The 18,293-nt window shown below is 47.7% G+C and carries 13 protein-coding genes; 7 read left to right on the top strand and 6 right to left on the bottom strand.

What is annotated here, in order from left to right; genetic code table 11:
* Nucleotides 1-279: integrase core domain-containing protein (locus tag K941_RS17175; protein ID WP_208854352.1), on the top strand; the 279-nt coding region annotated here is incomplete at its 5' end.
* Between the two features lie 310 nt (nucleotides 280-589).
* Here the strand turns inward: K941_RS17175 and argF are convergent.
* The 3 genes from argF to dnaB all read right to left on the bottom strand — a co-directional run bounded on the left by argF (nucleotide 590) and on the right by dnaB (nucleotide 4,149).
* Nucleotides 590-1,510 (bottom strand): ornithine carbamoyltransferase, encoded by a 921-nt coding sequence (gene argF / locus K941_RS0110040; RefSeq protein ID WP_029103515.1) that lies wholly within the window; start codon nucleotides 1,508-1,510, stop codon nucleotides 590-592.
* A 100-nt stretch (nucleotides 1,511-1,610) separates the two neighbouring features.
* Nucleotides 1,611-2,714 carry an alanine racemase gene (gene alr, locus K941_RS0110035; protein WP_029103514.1) on the bottom strand — a complete coding sequence of 368 codons (1,104 nt, stop codon included), beginning with the start codon at nucleotides 2,712-2,714 and terminating at the stop codon, nucleotides 1,611-1,613.
* A 19-nt stretch (nucleotides 2,715-2,733) separates the two neighbouring features.
* Nucleotides 2,734-4,149, bottom strand: coding sequence for a replicative DNA helicase (gene dnaB, locus K941_RS0110030; RefSeq protein WP_029103513.1), 1,416 nt, complete (start codon nucleotides 4,147-4,149; stop codon nucleotides 2,734-2,736).
* 125 nt (nucleotides 4,150-4,274) lie between these two features.
* On the opposite strand from dnaB, the gene pdxA reads away from it, so the two are divergent.
* Nucleotides 4,275-5,318: a 4-hydroxythreonine-4-phosphate dehydrogenase PdxA gene (gene pdxA / locus K941_RS0110025; protein ID WP_036388112.1), complete on the top strand. Its 1,044-nt coding sequence runs from the start codon at nucleotides 4,275-4,277 to the stop codon at nucleotides 5,316-5,318.
* Nucleotides 5,319-5,453: 135 nt separating this feature from the next.
* On the opposite strand, the gene K941_RS17170 is transcribed toward pdxA, so the two are convergent.
* On the bottom strand, nucleotides 5,454-5,603 hold the full coding sequence (locus K941_RS17170) for a hypothetical protein (RefSeq protein WP_156892324.1): 150 nt from the start codon (nucleotides 5,601-5,603) through the stop codon (nucleotides 5,454-5,456).
* Nucleotides 5,604-5,679: 76 nt separating this feature from the next.
* Nucleotides 5,680-7,023 carry an MFS transporter gene (locus tag K941_RS0110020; RefSeq protein WP_029103511.1) on the bottom strand — a complete coding sequence of 448 codons (1,344 nt, stop codon included), beginning with the start codon at nucleotides 7,021-7,023 and terminating at the stop codon, nucleotides 5,680-5,682.
* A 74-nt stretch (nucleotides 7,024-7,097) separates the two neighbouring features.
* On the opposite strand from K941_RS0110020, the gene K941_RS15500 reads away from it, so the two are divergent.
* Together K941_RS15500 and K941_RS0110010 are read left to right on the top strand one after the other, a co-directional pair.
* Nucleotides 7,098-10,055, top strand: coding sequence for an autotransporter assembly complex protein TamA (locus tag K941_RS15500; protein ID WP_051226013.1), 2,958 nt, complete (start codon nucleotides 7,098-7,100; stop codon nucleotides 10,053-10,055).
* Nucleotides 10,056-10,480: 425 nt separating this feature from the next.
* Nucleotides 10,481-15,562: a translocation/assembly module TamB domain-containing protein gene (locus K941_RS0110010; RefSeq protein WP_029103510.1), complete on the top strand. Its 5,082-nt coding sequence runs from the start codon at nucleotides 10,481-10,483 to the stop codon at nucleotides 15,560-15,562.
* Between the two features lie 142 nt (nucleotides 15,563-15,704).
* Here K941_RS0110010 and hemP read toward each other — a convergent pair whose 3' ends face one another.
* Nucleotides 15,705-15,866, bottom strand: a complete 162-nt coding sequence (gene hemP, locus K941_RS16865; protein WP_227514671.1) for a hemin uptake protein HemP — start codon at nucleotides 15,864-15,866, stop codon at nucleotides 15,705-15,707.
* A 224-nt stretch (nucleotides 15,867-16,090) separates the two neighbouring features.
* On the opposite strand from hemP, the gene K941_RS15495 reads away from it, so the two are divergent.
* The 3 genes from K941_RS15495 to K941_RS0109990 form a co-directional block, all read left to right on the top strand.
* Nucleotides 16,091-16,534, top strand: a complete 444-nt coding sequence (locus K941_RS15495; protein ID WP_051226012.1) for an NUDIX domain-containing protein — start codon at nucleotides 16,091-16,093, stop codon at nucleotides 16,532-16,534.
* Between the two features lie 113 nt (nucleotides 16,535-16,647).
* The gene (locus K941_RS0109995; RefSeq protein ID WP_029103509.1) at nucleotides 16,648-17,982 is read left to right on the top strand and encodes a glyceraldehyde-3-phosphate dehydrogenase; all 1,335 of its coding nucleotides are present in this window, start codon (nucleotides 16,648-16,650) and stop codon (nucleotides 17,980-17,982) included.
* Nucleotides 17,983-18,051: 69 nt separating this feature from the next.
* Nucleotides 18,052-18,293 (top strand): helix-turn-helix domain-containing protein (locus tag K941_RS0109990; protein ID WP_029103508.1); only part of this gene is annotated, 242 nt, incomplete at its 3' end.

The following is an 18,293-nucleotide window of genomic DNA, read 5'->3' as shown; positions in this document are numbered from 1 at the left end:
AACCACATCAACCAAAAATTTACCAAAGTAGGCAGACCACAAACCAACGGCAAAGCTGAACGGGTCATACGAACATTGATGGAGCTTTGGCATAATCAATATGAGTTTGTCAGCAGTGAACACAGAAAGCAAGAATTAACCAGATTTCTTAATTTCTACAACACTGTTAGACCACATTCATCTTTAACCAAGAAAGATGAGATTACAGGAAAAACTTTAACTTTTACTCCTTATGAGTGGTTGGAGTTTTATTTTAAACAAAGTGTAAATAACGGGTGAGTTTCTTACAGATTATGCCCATAAAACTTTAAAATTACAACAACTTCAACGGCATGTGGATGTAGGGGTGTGCCAGACACACCCCTTGATGGCATACAATTAGGGCGTGCCTGCCCTTTATAACACTATTTACAATATAGAAATATTTAGAAAAAACTAATCGTTTTTGCAATGAAAAATGGCTAAATCTTGTTTTTCTGTGTCAAAAGCTCGTTTGATAGAGTGGCTATCAAACTTCACTTTTTCCTTGAAAAACGTGCGATTTTTCTCATTTTTCATTGCAAATACAAAAGGCAGGCACGCCCTAGCATTAAGCTAATTTAATCTTATCTTTTAACAAAAACTCCATGAGTGCCTTTTGGGCGTGCAAACGATTCTCGGCTTCGTCCCACACGACCGAACGGGGGTCATCTAGTAGGTCATAGCTTATCTCTTCGCCACGATGAGCAGGCAGGCAGTGCATAAATAGCACGTCTTTATCGGCGGTATCTAGTAGCTTAGGTGTGATTTGAAAGCCTACAAAGTCGGCTTCACGTTTTTTCTGCTCAGCTTCTTGTCCCATGCTTGCCCATACGTCTGTAACGACAAGGTGCGAATCTTTAACCGCATCGGCAACGCTGTTTGTCAAGGTTAGGCGATGGGCGTATCGGGCGACCAGTTCACTGTTTGGCTCATAGCCCTTTGGCGTGGCGATATTTAGATGAAAATCAAACTGCTCGGACGCTAGGATGTATGAGTTGCACATATTGTTGCCGTCGCCGACCCACGTTACCGTTTTGCCCTGAATGTCACCTTTGTGTTCAAAAAAGGTCTGCATGTCGGCAAGCAGTTGGCAAGGGTGATAATCATCGGTCAAGGCGTTAATGACAGGCACGGACGAATGTTTGGCAAAGGTCTCTACACGCTCATGGGCGAATGTACGAATCATCACGATGTCGGTCATCGAGCTAATCACACGAGCCGAATCTTCTATCGGTTCGCCACGCCCAAGCTGGGTGTCGTTGGGCGACAAAAACAAAGCCTGACCGCCAAACTGCCCCATGCCTGTCTCAAAGGACACACGGGTGCGAGTGCTGGATTTTTCAAAAATCATGGCAAGCGTGCGACCGACAAAGGGACGATAAATCTCGCCTTTGTGTTGCATTTGGCGAAGTTCACTGGCACGACTGATGACCGTACGAAGTTCGTCTTTGGATAGGTCAAGTAAGGTTAAAAAATGGCGAACGCTCATGCCAACTCCTTGTTTTAATCATGGAAAAAATAAAGGCATGAGTATAACAAATCTTTTTATAAAAATGCAATGCCTTAACCGATTTTATTGGTAATTAAACTTATGCCACAACACCCCGATGTGGGCGGTTGGTGGTTTTACAAAACAGCTCATAACTAATGGTATTCGCCCAATGTGCCACGTTATCGGCAGGTAAATCGTCGCCCCATAGCATAACCGTATCGCCCACACCCACAGGCAAGCCTGTGATGTCTATCATCATCATGTCCATGGCGACACGTCCGACAATGGGGGCAAGATAAGTTTGAGTGTCTTTGACGATAGACACCTTGGCATCAGTAACCACACGGGGGTAGCCGTCGCCATAGCCGACACTTAGCACGCCAATACGAGTAGGTTTGTCCGTTCTCCACAGTCCGCCATAGCCGACCTGCTCGCCTATAGGTAGCTCGTGCGTGGCAAAGATTTGGGCGGTGAAATTCATCACAGGGGACAGACCTAAGTCATCGGCAGAGCTGTCCGCTACAGGACTTGCTCCATATAAGGCAATGCCTGCACGCACCCAGTCATGATGAGCGTGGGGAAAGTTGATGATACCTGCCGAGTTACAGAGCGAGCCTTGTACATCGCCGTACAAGGATTTTAGGGTGGTTAGCACGTCATCAAACTGCTTGATTTGTAAGGCATTGGCAGGGTGGTCTTTGTCATCAGCACAGGCAAGATGACTGGCAAGAATCAGCCGATAACCCTTATCATGTAAAAGTTTGGCACAAGTGAGCACATCATCACGCCCAAGACCTAAGCGGTTCATGCCCGTGTTGTATTTGAGCCAAATGGTGCGTGTGGGGCTATCCATAGGCGGAACGTGCGATAACGCCCAGTCCAGTTGGGCTTGACAATGCACCACGCATTCAAAGCCGTGGGTTTGGGCGACAAGCCATTCATCTTGGCTAAACACGCCTTCGATGAGAATAATGCGTTTGGATAACTGCCCGCAAATCTCATGCACTGCCAAGGCTTCATCAAAACTTGCCACACCAAAAGCGTCCGCTTGCATAAGAGCAGGCAGACAGTGGGCGACCCCATGACCGTAAGCATTTGCCTTGACCATTGCCATGATGGACGCATGGGGGGTGTGGCGTTTGATGATGTCTAGATTATGGGCTAGGGCGGTTTGGCTTATGGTGATGTGAGTGTGTCGCATGGATTGTCCTGTTTATTTGTCATTCTTCTTCATAATCATCGGGTCTGTCGCCAACAATCAGATTATCAAAGCGGGTGTACTCGCCCACAAACTTAAGGGGTAGTTTGCCGATAGGGCCGTTACGCTGTTTGCCAATGATAATCTCGGCAAAGCCTTTGTTGTCCGCCTTGTCCTTATAATACACTTCATCACGATAGATGAACATAATCAAGTCAGCGTCCTGCTCAATCGCCCCTGACTCACGCAAATCCGCCATCATCGGGCGTTTGTCGGTGCGTTGTTCTAGGCTACGGTTAAGCTGAGATAGGGCGATGACAGGGCAGTTCATCTCACGGGCTAGGGCTTTTAGGCTTCGGCTAATCTCGCCAATCTCTTGGACGCGGTTGTTCTCCATGCCCGGTACTTTCATAAGCTGTAAATAATCCACGACAATCATGCCCAAGCCTTCGGGGTGATTTTTGGCGATACGTCGGCAGGTAGAGCGGACTTCGGATGGGGGTAGGTTGTTACGGTCGTCAATGTACAGATGAGTGTTTTGAAAAAAGGTCATCGCCTGCGACAGACGCACCCACTCATCTTCGCTCATCTGTGCTGAGCGTAGGTTGCTTTGGTTAATGCTACTAAACCCCGACATCATCCGCATGAGAATGGATTCGGCAGGCATCTCCATGGAGAACATGACCACGGGTAGCTCTTGCACCAGTACTTCTTGGGCGAGATTCATGGCAAAGGTGGTCTTCCCCATGGACGGACGTGCCGCCAAAATAATGAGATCGCCCCGTTGCAAACCTTGGGTTTTGTTATTTAGCTCTTCAAAGGGCGTACGCAGTCCGATGAGTCCGCCTTGACGGCTTTTAATCTCAACGAGCTGATCGGTCACGCTTTGCAAGATGTCTTCAACTCGCCGAACCCCCTGTTTGCCCGTGCCACGAGAGTAGTCTTCATTGATACGAAAAATATCCGCTTCGACCACGTCCAAAATCTCGCTCACGGTCTGTTTTTTGGGGTGATACGCCAGATTGAGCATGGTATTGGCGGATTTGATGAGCTGACGATAGACCGAGAACTCACGCACCCGCTCGGCATAGGGGATTAGGTTAAAGAGCGTGGCAGGACTTTGGTTGATTTGCATGAGATACTCTTCCCCACCTGCCATGGCAAGTAGGTTTTGCTGACTTAAAAAGTCATGCACCATCAGTGTATCATAAGGCTGATTGACCCGTGATAAATGATTGATGGCGTTAAAAATCTGCCGATGACGCTCGCCATAAAAATCTTCTGCCTTGACAATACCATCGATTTTCTCAAAGGAATCATCAATACTCATGAGTGACGCCAGTAATGCCCGCTCGATGTCCATGTTATGTGGCGGTTGTAGGGTTAGTAGGTCATCATTGGTGGTGTTGGTATCTTTTAGGGTGCTAGCTTTGGTCATGGCGATGATGTTTATTTTTTTAAAAAGTAGGCGGTAAATTTTACCACAAAGCCCAAAAATGTGCTTTTTAAAATGTTAATTAATCGGTAAAATAGACGACTCATTTATCCACAGATGACATCAATATGCAGACCACACCCCCCAAACCCCTACTTATCACCACAGGCGAACCTGCTGGCATTGGCATGGACATCGTCATTGATACGCTCGCCCATCACGCCCACGCCTTACCCACGCCCCTTATCATCTGTGCGGACAAACACGCCTTTGCTGAGCGAGTGGCACAGTTACAAAAGCAAGGCAAGACACAGACGGACATACTGGCGGACATGACAGTGATGGATGACATCGGTGGGATTGACCCATCTGACCCACGCCCTATCTACTTGCTCCATGTGCCTTGTTTTGCCCCTGTGGTCGCAGGTGTGCTAAATGCCGATAACGCCCGTATGGTCAAGGCTCAGCTTGACATCGCCCACACACTTGCCACCACCCGCCAAATCCGTGCCATCATCACCGCCCCCCTACAAAAATCAGTGATGATAGACGGTGGGGTGTGCCTAGACAATGGCGATAAATTTAGCGGTCATACCGAGTATTTTATGCACAAAGCAGGCGTGGACAAGGTTGTGATGATGCTTGCCAATGCCAAGATGAAAGTTGCCCTAGTTACCACGCATATCCCTCTAAAAGACGTACCCAGTGCCATCACACCCCAAGAGATTCGCCAAACGGTGCAAATCACCCATGATGTGATGGTGCATAAATTTGGCATAACCTGCCCCAAAATCCTAGTATGCGGACTAAATCCCCACGCAGGCGAAGACGGACATCTGGGCGATGAAGAGCTGATGGTTATCAACCCTGTTTTGCATGATTTTCGCAAAAACGGCATGGACATCAGTCTTGCCATGCCTGCCGATACCTTGTTTACCGAGCGACATCTGGCGGTGGCAGATGCGGTGATTGCCATGTATCACGACCAAGGGCTTGCCCCCCTAAAATCGCACGGCTTTGGTGATACGGTCAATATCACGCTAGGCTTGCCCTATGTGCGAACGTCCGTTGACCACGGCACGGCATTAGACTTAGCAGGGACGGGGCAGGCAAGTAGCAGTAGTCTAAGGCGTGCTATCGAGATGGCGGTGATGATGAGTGGGGGCGTGTGATGGGGGTTGTTAGGAAACTTTTTACTCTACACTTTCAACATTGGCATCACCCTACATCTTTAAACGTGATAATCCGCTTTTTCTTAGACGCAAGCTCATACACAGGACTGAGTTTGTCCGCCAGCTTATCGTCATCTAGCAGAGTTTGAAGGTGTCATTTTTTTGAAGATTTTTCTTTTCTTTGGTTTTTGTATTTTCAATAATTCCTGTTCCATCAGTTACACGGACATTCACCAGAATGTTAGAAAGTCTTGCACCGCAGATGATTTCTCCATTTTTGTTCACGCCTTTTGCGACTTGATTTTCGCCACAATTTTTCGGAAAATGAATGAAACTATTTTTTGTAAAAATTTTTCAAATTTTATTCGTATTGAGAACGCCATAATCCGTCATCTTCTGCCATTGCCATACTGTCTTTATAACGGGTTAATTTGATATATAAAAATATTCCAAAAACAGCATTAATCACACCCGTGATTAAAAATAATTGGGGAATGGATAATGTTAATACCGTTAAAATGATAATAGAGAAAATGGCAGAGCCAACCATAAATATCGCATTAAAGATATTATTCGCCCCAACAATGCGTGAGCGATGGCTGATGGGAGCATAAGCCTGCATAAAAGCATATAACGGCACGATATAAATACCGCCCGACAATCCCAATAAAAACAAATCGGCAAATACCCGAATCGTGCCATTCATATTTAACAGCTCACTGATGGTATAAGTGCCATGGGCAGGGGCATTAATACGAATGCCACTTAGCGACAGATATAAATCCACGGCAAATACGCTAAGCCCGATGATGCCGATGGGCAAAAGTTTTAGGCTGATTTGGTTTTTGGTGAGTGTTTTGCATAATAATGAGCCGATGGCAGTGCCAACAGAAAATAAAGTTAATAACAAAATCACCACCGATTCATTACCATGCAAAATCACTTTGCTAAATTCAGGGGTTTGGGTTAAAAAAGTCGCCCCATAAAACCAAAACCAGCTATTGCCCAAAATGATAAAAAACAATAACGGCAAACCATACAAATATTTGATGATATTAAAACTGGTGCGAAAAATATTATAATCTACGTTTAAATTCGGCTCGTGGGGTGGGACGACAGGGATAAAGCGAGATGCGATAAAGCCCAAGATGGCGATGAGTAGGGTTATGCCCGATATCCATACCAGCGAGTTGTTTAGCTGAGTTAAGACCCCCGCCAATATCATGCCTGTCAAGATGGCAAGACTGGTGCCAGTTTGGAACAGCCCATTTGCCCCGACCAGCTCATCTTTGTGCATGACTTCGGGCAGGTAGGCATATTTGACAGGGCCAAAAAAGGTAGAGTGCGTACCCATTAAAAATAACGCCACAAACAGCAAGGGATATAACTCAAAGACAAATCCGACCGCCGCCAAAGTCATGATGATGATTTCTAATAATTTAAGTTTTTGGGTGAGTTGTGATTTTTCGTATTTATCGGCGATTTGCCCTGCCAATGCCGAAAACAAAAAGTAAGGCAAGATAAATAGCAAGGCGGCAAGGTTGTTAAGCAAGCTGACCGCAACCCCCATTTTGGCGGCGGCGGTGTAGGTAAGCACTAAGATAAGTGCCTGCTTGAACACGTTGTCATTAAATGCCCCTAAAAACTGAGTGGCAAACATCGAGCTAAAACGACGGGTTTTAAATAGGGAGAATTGGGATGCCATGATGTTTTGTGTGTTGATAATGATAATTTAGTTGCTTATAATAGCAGATATTTTTAAAATTTTTAAAATTTATCATGAAAAAAGTTGTATCTGTACACAAAAAAACACGCCTGCTCTTGTGCTTGCATGCCCTGATGGGGGTTGGGGTATTGCCTGCGACAGCAAGCCAACTGTCAGCACCACCGACCACGGTCAATCCTGATATGTCAATGTCTGCGATGGCAGGCGAGACCAATAACAGCGAGCCAAGCAAGACAGATAATGGCGTGATGGATGATAGCAAGCCGAGCGGTACAGAGATGTTGGCAGGCGGTCTGCCTGATGATGTGTTTTTTGGGGACATGTCCACCAGTCAAATGCTGACCACGGCAGAGATTGAGAAAAAATTACAAGATGCCAGTACGGACAACTGCTTTTATGAGACAGCAGATGTCAGTCATGCCGACACCCGCCATGAAGATGGTTTTGCTAAGATTGAAGATGGCGACATTGCCACGCTGGGTACGGATAAAACACCCATCGGGCTGGATGAGAGTACCATTACCAAACTGCCCACTTATGAGGGTGTGACCGCAGGGCAGGATGAGACGGAGGGCGAGCTTGACCCGACCGCTTATTTGCCTGAGTACGAATATGAAGCGAACACACCGCCCTCACGTCCTGATGCCATCGTCGATGAGATTAAACCACCGAATCTGGTCAAACGCCTATACAGTCGCCTGTTCAATGACGGCGTAGAAGCGGTCACTCGCCTAAAAGTCAATGTCTATCACAGGGGTGAGCGTGTGGGCTGGGATACGGCGGTGGAGAGCTTGGATGACTTTGAAGCCCTGCGAGCCAAGATGATGGCAAAACGCATGAACAACGCCAAAGCGACCGACAATGCCGACAAAGTCGCCCGTAAAACCCTAAAATCCGAGCCATTTGCCAACATCGTGACCGCCTTAGAAGAGATTAGTGCTGAGAGTGTGGCGGACTTTGGGGCGTCCGTGGCACGCCTTAGACAGACGGTCATTACCGCAGGTCAAGCGGTGGGCTATTATGATTTGAATTTTAGCATAGAGCGGGCAGGGGCAGGCGAGATAAATCTGGTCATGCATGATTTGGGCGAGCCTGTCGTCGTGGATAATGCGGTGCTAGACGTGCGTGGTTTGGGGGCGGATGACCCTGCCTATGTCCAAGCCCAAGACAACGCTCCGCTTAAACAGGGCGATGTCTTTCATCATGGCAACTATGAAGCCAATAAGGCGGTCATTGATGAAGTCAGTGGCGAGCATGGTTATTTTGATGGCAGATGGCTTAGCAATTCAGCGGATGTGATACTGCCTGATAATGTGGCGGACGTGAACTTAGTCTATGACACAGGCGAGCAATACCGCTTTGATGATGTGGTGTTCTTTACCGTGGATAAGGATACAGGTCAGCTGACGACCGACCCTGACAAACTGCCTGTCAAGCCCGAAGTGCTACGCAAGCTGGTCACCTTTGAGATGGGCGATGCCTATAATCGCACCGCCACACGCAACCTAAGCAATAACTTACTTGCCACGGGTTATTTTAATGCGGTCAATACCGAGATTGTCCTGCCCAGTCAGACCCCAGAGGTGGGGATTAATTTTGAAAATACCACTGCCCGAGCCGAGACGGAAGATGGCAGTCAGACGGTGGATTTGGGTGATGGCGTGACGGCGACCATTGACCCGATTGACTTCACCACGAGCGAGATTATCAGCGACAAACTGGCGTTGGTCAAACAAAAAGCCGAGCAACTCTATAACGCTCCTGATGACCGCCTGCTTGTCACCGACAGCAGTAAGCAGTCACGCAGTATTTTGGGGCGTATCTCGGATGCAGTCAGTAGCGTGGCTAAGATGATACTGCCTGATGAATCTAGCGATTTCCTACCAGAGTTGCCCGAAGGCGTAGAGTCGCCTGTATTGGCAGGGCGAAAAGGTGGGCAGGATGTCTATGAAGACAAAAAAGTGCCACTATATATCTTTGTGATGTCGGACAAACCCCGAGATGCCCAAATCGGTGTGGGTTGGGGGTCAGATAATGGGGCAAGACTCATTACCAAGATTGAGCATAATCTCTTAAACCGAGATGGCATGCAAGCAGGGGCGGATGTGCGAGTCTCACAAAACAAAAAGGGCGTGGAGATGTACATCACCCGTCCCATGAGCCATCCTTTAAACGATAAAGTCAAAGCGTCACTGGGTTATGATGAAGAGAAAATCGACCAAGGTGTGGGACATTTTGACTTATCAAGTAAGACTTTGGAGGCGGGGCTAAGCCGTAATATCATCAAGGAAAATGGCTGGAATCGCACCTATTCGCTACGATATCGCCTAGATGAGCTTGAAACTCATGCCCCAAAAGAGACGTGGCAGGATTTGCCGGTGCAGTTTGAAGGTGGCAAGCCTACCCAAAAAGCTCTGTTACTGGGCTATGCCATGAATAAGATGGTGGTGGACAATCTGGCAAATCCCATGCGGGGCTATCGTCAGTACTATTCGTTAGAGCTGGGCAAAGAAGGACTGCTCGCCGATACCGACATGGCGATACTGCGAGCAGGGCTTAGCGGTGTGTATAGCTTTGGTGATAACAGCTACGGCAAAGACCGTCAGCACCAACTCATCGGCAGTCTCAACCTAGGCTATCTGTGGGCGGATGATTTTAATGCCGTGCCGTACAAACTCCGCTTTTTTGCAGGGGGCGACCAAAGCATTCGTGGCTATAACCATGAAAGCCTGTCGCCTTTGTCCGATAAAGGCTATCTGACGGGCGGTCAAGCCCTAGCCGTGGCAAGTGGCGAGTATAACTACGAAATCTTAGAAGGCTTGCGACTGGGCGTATTTGCCGATGTGGGTAATGCTTATGATAAGGACTTTAAAAATGACACCAAAGTCGGGGCAGGCGTGGGCGTGCGTTATGCGTCCCCTGTGGGGCAAGTGCGACTGGACGTAGCAACAGGCGTGGGCGAAAAAGACAAATCGGTGAAATTGCACTTTTTTATCGGGGCGCCTTTTTAAAAATTTGGTTCTAGCTCAAAAAGTATGCTATTAAGAAAACCGTTCGTGGTGAGCCTGTCGAACCATGACGGTTTTCCAGCCCGCAGGCATAGCTCAGGGTTAACGGAAAGCCTAGTTTGGCATACTTTTTATACCACTACCAAAAATTTAAATGATAAGCCCGTTCAAATTTTTATTTTAAATATTCGTGGGCATTGTGAGTGGATGATTTTTTTGGATGGATTTGTAAGGGAAAATTGCAATTTGCCCTATATAAAGCTGTAAAGCATTGATTTTTAAGTGAGTAATTTTTTATCTTATGTTCAAATTTGGCATATATTCTTATTTGTCATGATGATTGATTTTACATTGAAAAATTGCTCAAATTATGGTTTAATGCACCATTTTTTATGATAATTTTTATCGCCTAACGACCACTGTTTGCCATGACTGACCACAAACCCACCGACCCCCAAAATGCCACGCCTGATGATAAGGCAGGGACGGATTTGTCCCATCAGTCAGGCACAGACCCATCAAACACACCGCCAAAACCCAAATGGCAGGTGTATCTCATTCGGCTGTTTGTCGCCATTATTATTGTACTCGTGCTGATTTTTGCATTGCTGTTTTATGCCATTAGTACCGAGACTGGCACCAAATTTTTTTTAGAAAAAATCGCAACCGAGACCGGCACTAAGCTGTCCTACGCCAAAGGCAGTTTGCGCGGGGGCGTGTGGGTGAATGATGTCATCATCGCCCAAGGCGAAGACATGGAGATAAAGGTCAATCAAGCCTATGTCAAATTGGGCTGGCGAGCGGTCTTTGCCCGTCAAGTGCATTTGGCAGAAGCAAGCATTGATAAGCTTGACATCATCAATCACAAACCGCCCACAGGCGAGCCGTTTGATTATGCGACCATTGATTTGCCCGTTAGCCTACGCCTACAAAACACGACCGCAAGCACGGTCAGCTACACCCAAAAAGACAGCACAGGCGGTTATAAAGACGCCATTTATCTGTATGACATCGCCTTGGTAGATGGCAAATGGGCAGGGACGGATGTGCATATCAAAGGCGGGAGCCTTGATTTTAACCATGACGTGAGCGTGAGTAATGTCAATGGCGAGATTCGTCTGACAGGCGACTATCCGCTCTCTGCCACGGCGGATGTTAAGGTGTCCGCTTTGGATAAAGCGTATTTTGACATACTACACGCCACCGCCAAAGGCACGCTCAAACGCACGCACGGCAAGGTTACCAGTAAATATAACAAACACGACATTCATGGCGAGTTCGTCGCCCAAGGACTAGATGATGGCTCGCCATTTAGTGCCAAACTGTACGTCAATCATGCCGTCCTGCCCTATGCCGAAGAGCAGAACATCACGATAAAAGACGGGATAATTACCGCTGATGGCGTGGTTGAACGCATTGAGTTACGCATGAATGCCGACTTGACAGGCAGAGACATACCAGCCGGTCGGTATTATGGTCGGGGCGTGGTGCGTGATGGCGGTATGGACATCGAGGCATTAACGGCAGACACCCCAAGCGGACAGCTCCATGCCGATGGCAACATGGCGTGGTCAGATGAGTTCATGATGGATGTGACGGTGCGTGGCGATGGCGTGCGAGTGCGTGAGTTCATGCCTGTTGAATACACCGATTATCAGGCGTATCTGCCGACGGTGCTAGATGGGGCTTTGGGTTTTCAATATTTTTATCTGGATAAGGCGACCAATGAGACTCGCTTGGCATTTGACCTAGCCCAAAAAGATGGCGAGCGAGTACAGGCAACGCTTGCCCAAAGCCAAGACAGCCCTAACGCTCCGTGGCGGATTCATGCCGATTGGCAAAACTTGGTGCGGGCAGGCGTGCCAAACATCGATAACATCAATAGTCCACACGGTACGGCAAGTATTCGCCTAGAAGAGGGGCGAACCTACATCGAGGGCAAGGCGAACATCAGGGCGTTATCGGTTGCCCCTGTGGGGGATTATGACATTCGTGCCAATATCGAAAAGGGCGAGCGGATTCATCTAACCGATTTTCATTATCAAGGCGAGCTTGGGGACTTGACGGGGACGGGGCGGATTGACCTTGCCACGACCAGCACGCCGTTGGCTTGGCAGTTTGATTTGGCGACCGATGGCTTTATGCCCAATGCGTATTTTGACACCCCTGATAAGACCCCGTTTTCACTCATCAAAGGCACTATTCTAGCCACAGGGCGAATGCGTGAAGATAAGCAAAATACCAAAGTAAGGACAAATCGAGCAAGCTCGCCAAAAGAGCCAAATCATACAAGACAGTCGCATGAGATTAACATCATTCGCTCGGACTTGACAGCGACCCTTGCCGATGATAGTACCATGACTCTGTCAGGCGAGGGCAAGGCGTTGGTGCAAATGGTAGGTTCGGACGTTAGTCATTTTACCGCTGACTTTAAAGGTAAATTCGGTCAGAGCCTACTGCCTAAGATTGGTACGGGCGATATTTTGCTTGGGGTTCATGGCGACCTAGATAAGATGAACATCAGTACCCTAGATTATCGCACGCCCAAAGGCAGGCTGTCAGGGTCGGGGGTGCTGACACTCGCCCAAGGCATTGGTTGGGAGATCAAGGCTCGCCTTGATGAGATAGATACGTCTGCCGTGGTGGATAATACGAGCTTGCTTGCTGTCATCACAGGCGACATGAGTAGCACAGGCAGTTATCAAGATGGCAAACTGGGCAAACTCACTGCCAAATTTGACGGTCAAATCGCCCATGATGACATGCCAGATGGTCAGCTTGCAGTGGATGTCAGCGGAGAGGATGACCGCTTTGTGGTACATCGCTTGGAGCATGCAGGGGAGGCAGGCGAGCTGTCAGCATCAGGGACGGTGGACATCGGGCAGATGGCGTGGGACTTGACGGCAAAAATGAATGCCTTGAACATCGGTCGCTTTGTGCGTGACATGGACAGCGAGCTGACAGGGGGCTTTACCACGACAGGGCGATGGGGTGGGGACATTCAGCGTATCGCCATTGATGGCTTGGCTCTGACAGGTGTCATGCGAGGGCAGAATGTGACTGCCACAGGGTCGCTGTCGGGGGAGTTTGACTTGCCTGATGATTTGGGTGGGTATATTGGCAGTCTAAAAACCAGTCCTGACAGTTTTGATTTACAAAGCATTACCGATTTTCAGCGTCAGTTAGAACAAAACACCAAACAAACCCGCCAAATCATCCGTAAGTTAAACGCCGATAAAGTCCAAGTTCGCATGGGCGATAATGTCGCAAGCATACATGGCAATGAGCAAAATCTTACCACAGCACTTAATATTACCGACCTAAGTCAGCTCATCCCGAGTGCTCGGGGGGCGATAAAAGGCGGTGTGATTTTGGTGGATAATCGCACCGAGTTACCGACCATTTATGTGGATTTAAATGCTAATGACGTGCGTACGGCGGATGTTATCGTCCAAAAGGCGAGTGTGGTGGGTAAAATTGTCAATCTAGGCAACGCCCCCAGCCAGCTATTGGCTGAGGTCTCAGACATCATCGCCATGGGGCGAGTGGTGAATTCGGCACGACTTGATTTTAAAGGTACGCAGGATAAGCACGAGTTAGCACTGACAACCAAAAATGCTCAGGTGGAGGCACGTGCCAAAGTGGTGGGTGGTTTTAACAGCCGAACCAAGACTTATCAAGGCGTACTGGGTGAGGGACGGATGGAGACCCGCTTTGGGCTGTTGTCACAAAGACAGCCGACCGAGTTTAAGATAGGGCTAGATAAGAGCTTACAAATCGCTCCGCACTGTTGGCAGACCAGTAAAACCCGTGCAGGCGGTACAGGGTCTTTGTGCCTACAAGACACGCTGGTCTATACCCCCAATGAAATCAAAGCGGATTTGGTCGTCCAAGACCTTGATACGTCCGTACTCTCGCCTGCCATGCCCAGTGACATTTTTTGGCATTCTAAGTTAAATGGCAAAGCCAAAATCAGCCACAAAAAAGGCAATACCAGTCCCCAAATCAATGCCGTGCTATATTCGGATAATGGGCGACTGGGACTGTATGGCGATGATACAGGCTATGTGGAAATGCCCTATGAGCGTATCTCGGTCATAGCCCAAAGCACGCCCACGGGGCTAAAACTACGCACCGATGTGGCAGGGACGATAGGCGAGGGCTATGCTGATGTGCTGATGAATCCATTCACCGATGATAAGCCCATCTCGGGAGCGGTGGTGATTAATGACATTGATTTGGCGGTGGTGCGTCCATTTTTGCCAAGTCTAAAAGCTCTATCGGGCAATGTTACACTCCAAGGCGGTGTGGGCGGTACGCTGTCTCGCCCCTTGTTTTATGGTAATGTTGAGCTGACAGGTGGGCATTTGGCGGTCATGGATGTCCCTTTGGATTTGACAAACATCAACCTATCAGCCCAAGTGTCAGGCATGCAAGCGACATTGGCAGGTGATTTTTTTGGTGGGCAGGGGCAGGGCGTGCTGACAGGGCAGGTGGATTGGCAACAGGAACTCCAAGCCAAGGTAAATCTCTCTGCCGATGATTTGACCATCAGCTCGCCTCCCATGGTTGTGGCACAGGTCAGTCCCGACCTTGAAGTGGTGGTTAAGCCTTTCTCTCGCTATGTGGACATTAAAGGCGTGGTGGCCATACCATCAGCGACCATTCGCCCGCCCGAAGCACAGGGTGATGTCGTGGTTCAGTCGCCTGATGTGTCGGTGCTTGACCGTCGTCTGTCGGGTAATGTTGCACAGGTGCTGGCAGTGTCTGCCCCGTGGGATATTAATGCCGATATCGGATTGGATTTGGGTGATGATGTGACATTTCGTGGTTTTGGTGCCAGACTGCCACTGGCGGGGGCGTTGCACCTAACCCAAAGCGGACAGGGCAAGACCCAAGCTCGGGGCGTGATACAGGTGTCTGAACGCACCAAGATTGACGGCATTGGACAAAATCTTGAGCTTAACTACGCCCAAGTCCGTTTTAATGGCGACATGCTAAATCCACGCCTATCCATTGAAGCTGAAAAAGAAATTGAAGGACAAACAGTGGGCGTGCGTATTAAAGGTACAGCAAATGCCCCAGACATTAGCGTGTTCAATAACGCAGGGCTATCCGAACAGCAAGCGATGAACGCCATCATTACAGGGCGACTGTCGCCATCGGCAGACAGTCAAATCTCTGAACAAGGATTTCGCTCACAGGTCACCAATAACCTAGCAGCGGCAGGGCTAAGTCTTGGCTTATCAGGCACACGTGGGCTTACCAACCAAATCGGCAGTGCATTAGGCTTTGAGAGCTTGACGGTGGACGCATCGGGCAATTCAAGCGATACGCATGTTAATGTTACAGGCTACATCACGCCTGACTTATATATCCGCTATGGTGTGGGCGTGTTCAATGCTGAGACCGAGCTGTCCATGCGATATCAGCTGACTCGCCGTGTCTATGTGCAGGCGACATCTGCCACTGAGAACATGGTTGATGTGATTTATCGTTGGAAGTTTTAGGTTGGGTGATGGCATTGTTAATTGATTTTAGGTGGTATTGTAGGGGTAAATTGCAATTCGCCCTATCTAAGACAAAAACCAAAAAGCACACCACAGATTAGGGGCGTGCTTTTTGGTTTGGAGTTTATGAAATTTCGATAAATTATTTGGTTAAAATCAAGCGGTTATTGCGTGTCAGACGCAAGCGATATTCTTCGCCCTGATGTTCAATCCGTACCTCCTTGGTGAGAGCGAACAGGTTCTGTGAATGTAGGGTGGGCAAGCGAGTGGATTCACGGTTGCTAAAATAACGAGCGATAGTCATGGTCATGACAAGTTTCCTTATGTTTGGACGGGTTGCGGATATTTTTCCGAGCCGTCTAGCTGATAATAACTATTGGCTTAAAATGATAATTTTATCTAAACACTAAATTTTTACAAACAATAAAAATTATCATTTGTAGATATGATACCAAATTTTCCTAAGATTGCAAATATAAATTGCAAAATTTGGTAAAATTGACCATTTTTCTGATAAAAGGTATAAATATGACTACCAAATGCAAAACATCACCAAAAATCACCCCTGTGGCGGTAGCGGTATTACGATATGGCGATGAATTTTTATTGGCAATTCGTCATGCTCATCAACATCAAGGCGGTAAATTGGAATTTGTTGGCGGTAAGATTGAATCAAATGAAACACCCCAAACCACCATAATTCGTGAAGTGGGCGAGGAGCTGGGATTAGATATCTCTACCAATAGCATGTGTGAGTTTGGGCAGATTTGCCATGATTATGGCGATAAAATGGTGAGACTATATGTGTATGAAATTGCCCTAACCGATAGCCAGTATCTTGATTTTAAAGACAAAAAATTCGGCTTGGACAATCAGGCTTTATTATGGCTTGATAAAATGACTTTATTACAAAGTGATGAACGGTTTCCGCAAGCAAATCAGCAGATTTTGGTGTGGTTAGATAATAAATAATAAAAATACCCCTATTTTTAAAATAAATAACCCTTGTCAAAACACCCAAATTCCTTTAAAATTTGGGTGTTTTGTTATATTATCCATTCCATTCATTCATGATAGGACAGCATATGAGCATTTATCAAGACCACCTAACCAAACGCCAAACCCAAGAAACCCAAGCAACTGAACTGCTTGTCGCCCTTGCCAAACTTGCTAGCCAAAACGTAAACATTCTGTTTTTTGGTGAGCGTGTGGCGTTGTCGGTATCGGACATTCTGGCCAAGCACGCCAAGGCAGGACTTGACGTGGCGGACACCCTTGCCCTTGCCAAAGAGATTACCGCTACCAATACCACCGCCGATTTGGGTCAAGCGGTTAAAGCAGGCAAAAAAGCAAGCGACTTTGCCAATGGCACCGAAATCCCTGCCACGGACGTGGTGCTATACGGCTTTGGGCGTATCGGGCGTATCTTGGCACGTCTACTTATGAGCCGTCCTGCCTCTGATAAGGGCTTGCAACTAAAAGCCATTGTGGTACGCCCCGCAGGAGACGGCGACCTTGACAAGCGTGGCTCACTACTAGAACGTGATAGTGTGCATGGCTGGTTTGACGGCTCGGTGGAGATTGACAATGCCAATAGCGGTATCATCGTGAACGGTCGCTTTATCAAATTCATCTACGCCTCTGACCCCAGCGAGATTGATTACACCGCCCACGGCATTGACAACGCCATCGTGATTGACAATACTGGCAAATGGAAAGATGAAGCAGGGCTTGGCAAACACTTGGCAAGCAAAGGCGTCAAAAAAGTCCTACTCACCGCCCCTGCCAAAGGCGACATCAAAAATGTGGTCTATGGCGTAAACCATGACACCATCGGAGGCGACACCATCGTATCGGCAGCGTCTTGCACCACCAACGCCATCACACCCACGCTAAAAGTGCTACACGACACTTATGGCATCGTAAACGGACACATGGAAACGGTTCACGCCTTTACCAATGACCAGAACCTTGTGGACAACCACCACAAATCCGACCGCCGTGGTCGTGCCGCTCCCCTTAATATGGTAATGACTTCAACGGGAGCTGCGTCTGCCGTATCCAAAGCCATTCCAGAACTCAAAGGTAAACTCACAGGCAACGCCATTCGTGTGCCAACGCCCAACGTCTCTCTTGCGATTTTAAACCTAAACTTTGACAAAGCGGTTGGTTCTGCCGATGAGCTAAACGCCTTTATCAAAGCCAAATCACAAAGTGAGCAGTGGCAAGAGCAAATCGACTACTCAGACAGCCCCGAGGCGGTATCTACTGATTTTGTGGGTTCTGAAAAAGTGGCGATTTTTGACGCCAAAGCCACCATCGTAAGCGACAACCGTGCAACCCTTTATGTGTGGTATGACAACGAAATGGGATACAGCACGCAGGTGATTCGTGTGGCGGAAGTCATGGCAAGTAATTAATAGGTTGTTTATTTGCTAAACTGTTAGAAACAGTCGCGTTATTTACAGTATTAAGGTAAAATACTGCAAATGAACATACACAAAAACACAAGACTGCTTCCCCACCATAGGGAAGCCATTTGGACTGCTTACCATAAGAACAAGCAATCAGTGACTTCACTGGCACTCGAGTACAAAGTATCAAGACCTACCATTTACAAGGTCTTAAAACTTGCTCGTGTTAAACTGCTTAAACCCCAAACCAGTACCAACAATCGCTTTAAACAAGCCAAGTATGGCATTAAACGCTTAGCTAAGATTGAAAAGTCCAT

Origin of the sequence: Moraxella caprae DSM 19149 (assembly GCF_000426885.1) — a bacterium.
Lineage (GTDB): Bacteria > Pseudomonadota > Gammaproteobacteria > Pseudomonadales > Moraxellaceae > Moraxella > Moraxella caprae.
This window is presented reverse-complemented; position numbering and strand designations above follow the sequence as displayed.

What these genes read in the sequence shown, in the direction of transcription:
- hemP (WP_227514671.1), bottom strand. Translation starts at nt 15,866, where the DNA reads ATGACTATCGCTCGTTATTTTAGCAACCGTGAATCCACTCGCTTGCCC.
- K941_RS15500 (WP_051226013.1), top strand. Translation starts at nt 7,098, where the DNA reads ATGAAAAAAGTTGTATCTGTACACAAAAAAACACGCCTGCTCTTGTGC.
- K941_RS0110020 (WP_029103511.1), bottom strand. Translation starts at nt 7,023, where the DNA reads ATGGCATCCCAATTCTCCCTATTTAAAACCCGTCGTTTTAGCTCGATG.
- pdxA (WP_036388112.1), top strand. Translation starts at nt 4,275, where the DNA reads ATGCAGACCACACCCCCCAAACCCCTACTTATCACCACAGGCGAACCT.
- K941_RS0109995 (WP_029103509.1), top strand. Translation starts at nt 16,648, where the DNA reads ATGAGCATTTATCAAGACCACCTAACCAAACGCCAAACCCAAGAAACC.
- alr (WP_029103514.1), bottom strand. Translation starts at nt 2,714, where the DNA reads ATGCGACACACTCACATCACCATAAGCCAAACCGCCCTAGCCCATAAT.
- K941_RS15495 (WP_051226012.1), top strand. Translation starts at nt 16,091, where the DNA reads ATGACTACCAAATGCAAAACATCACCAAAAATCACCCCTGTGGCGGTA.
- dnaB (WP_029103513.1), bottom strand. Translation starts at nt 4,149, where the DNA reads ATGACCAAAGCTAGCACCCTAAAAGATACCAACACCACCAATGATGAC.
- K941_RS0110010 (WP_029103510.1), top strand. Translation starts at nt 10,481, where the DNA reads ATGACTGACCACAAACCCACCGACCCCCAAAATGCCACGCCTGATGAT.
- argF (WP_029103515.1), bottom strand. Translation starts at nt 1,510, where the DNA reads ATGAGCGTTCGCCATTTTTTAACCTTACTTGACCTATCCAAAGACGAA.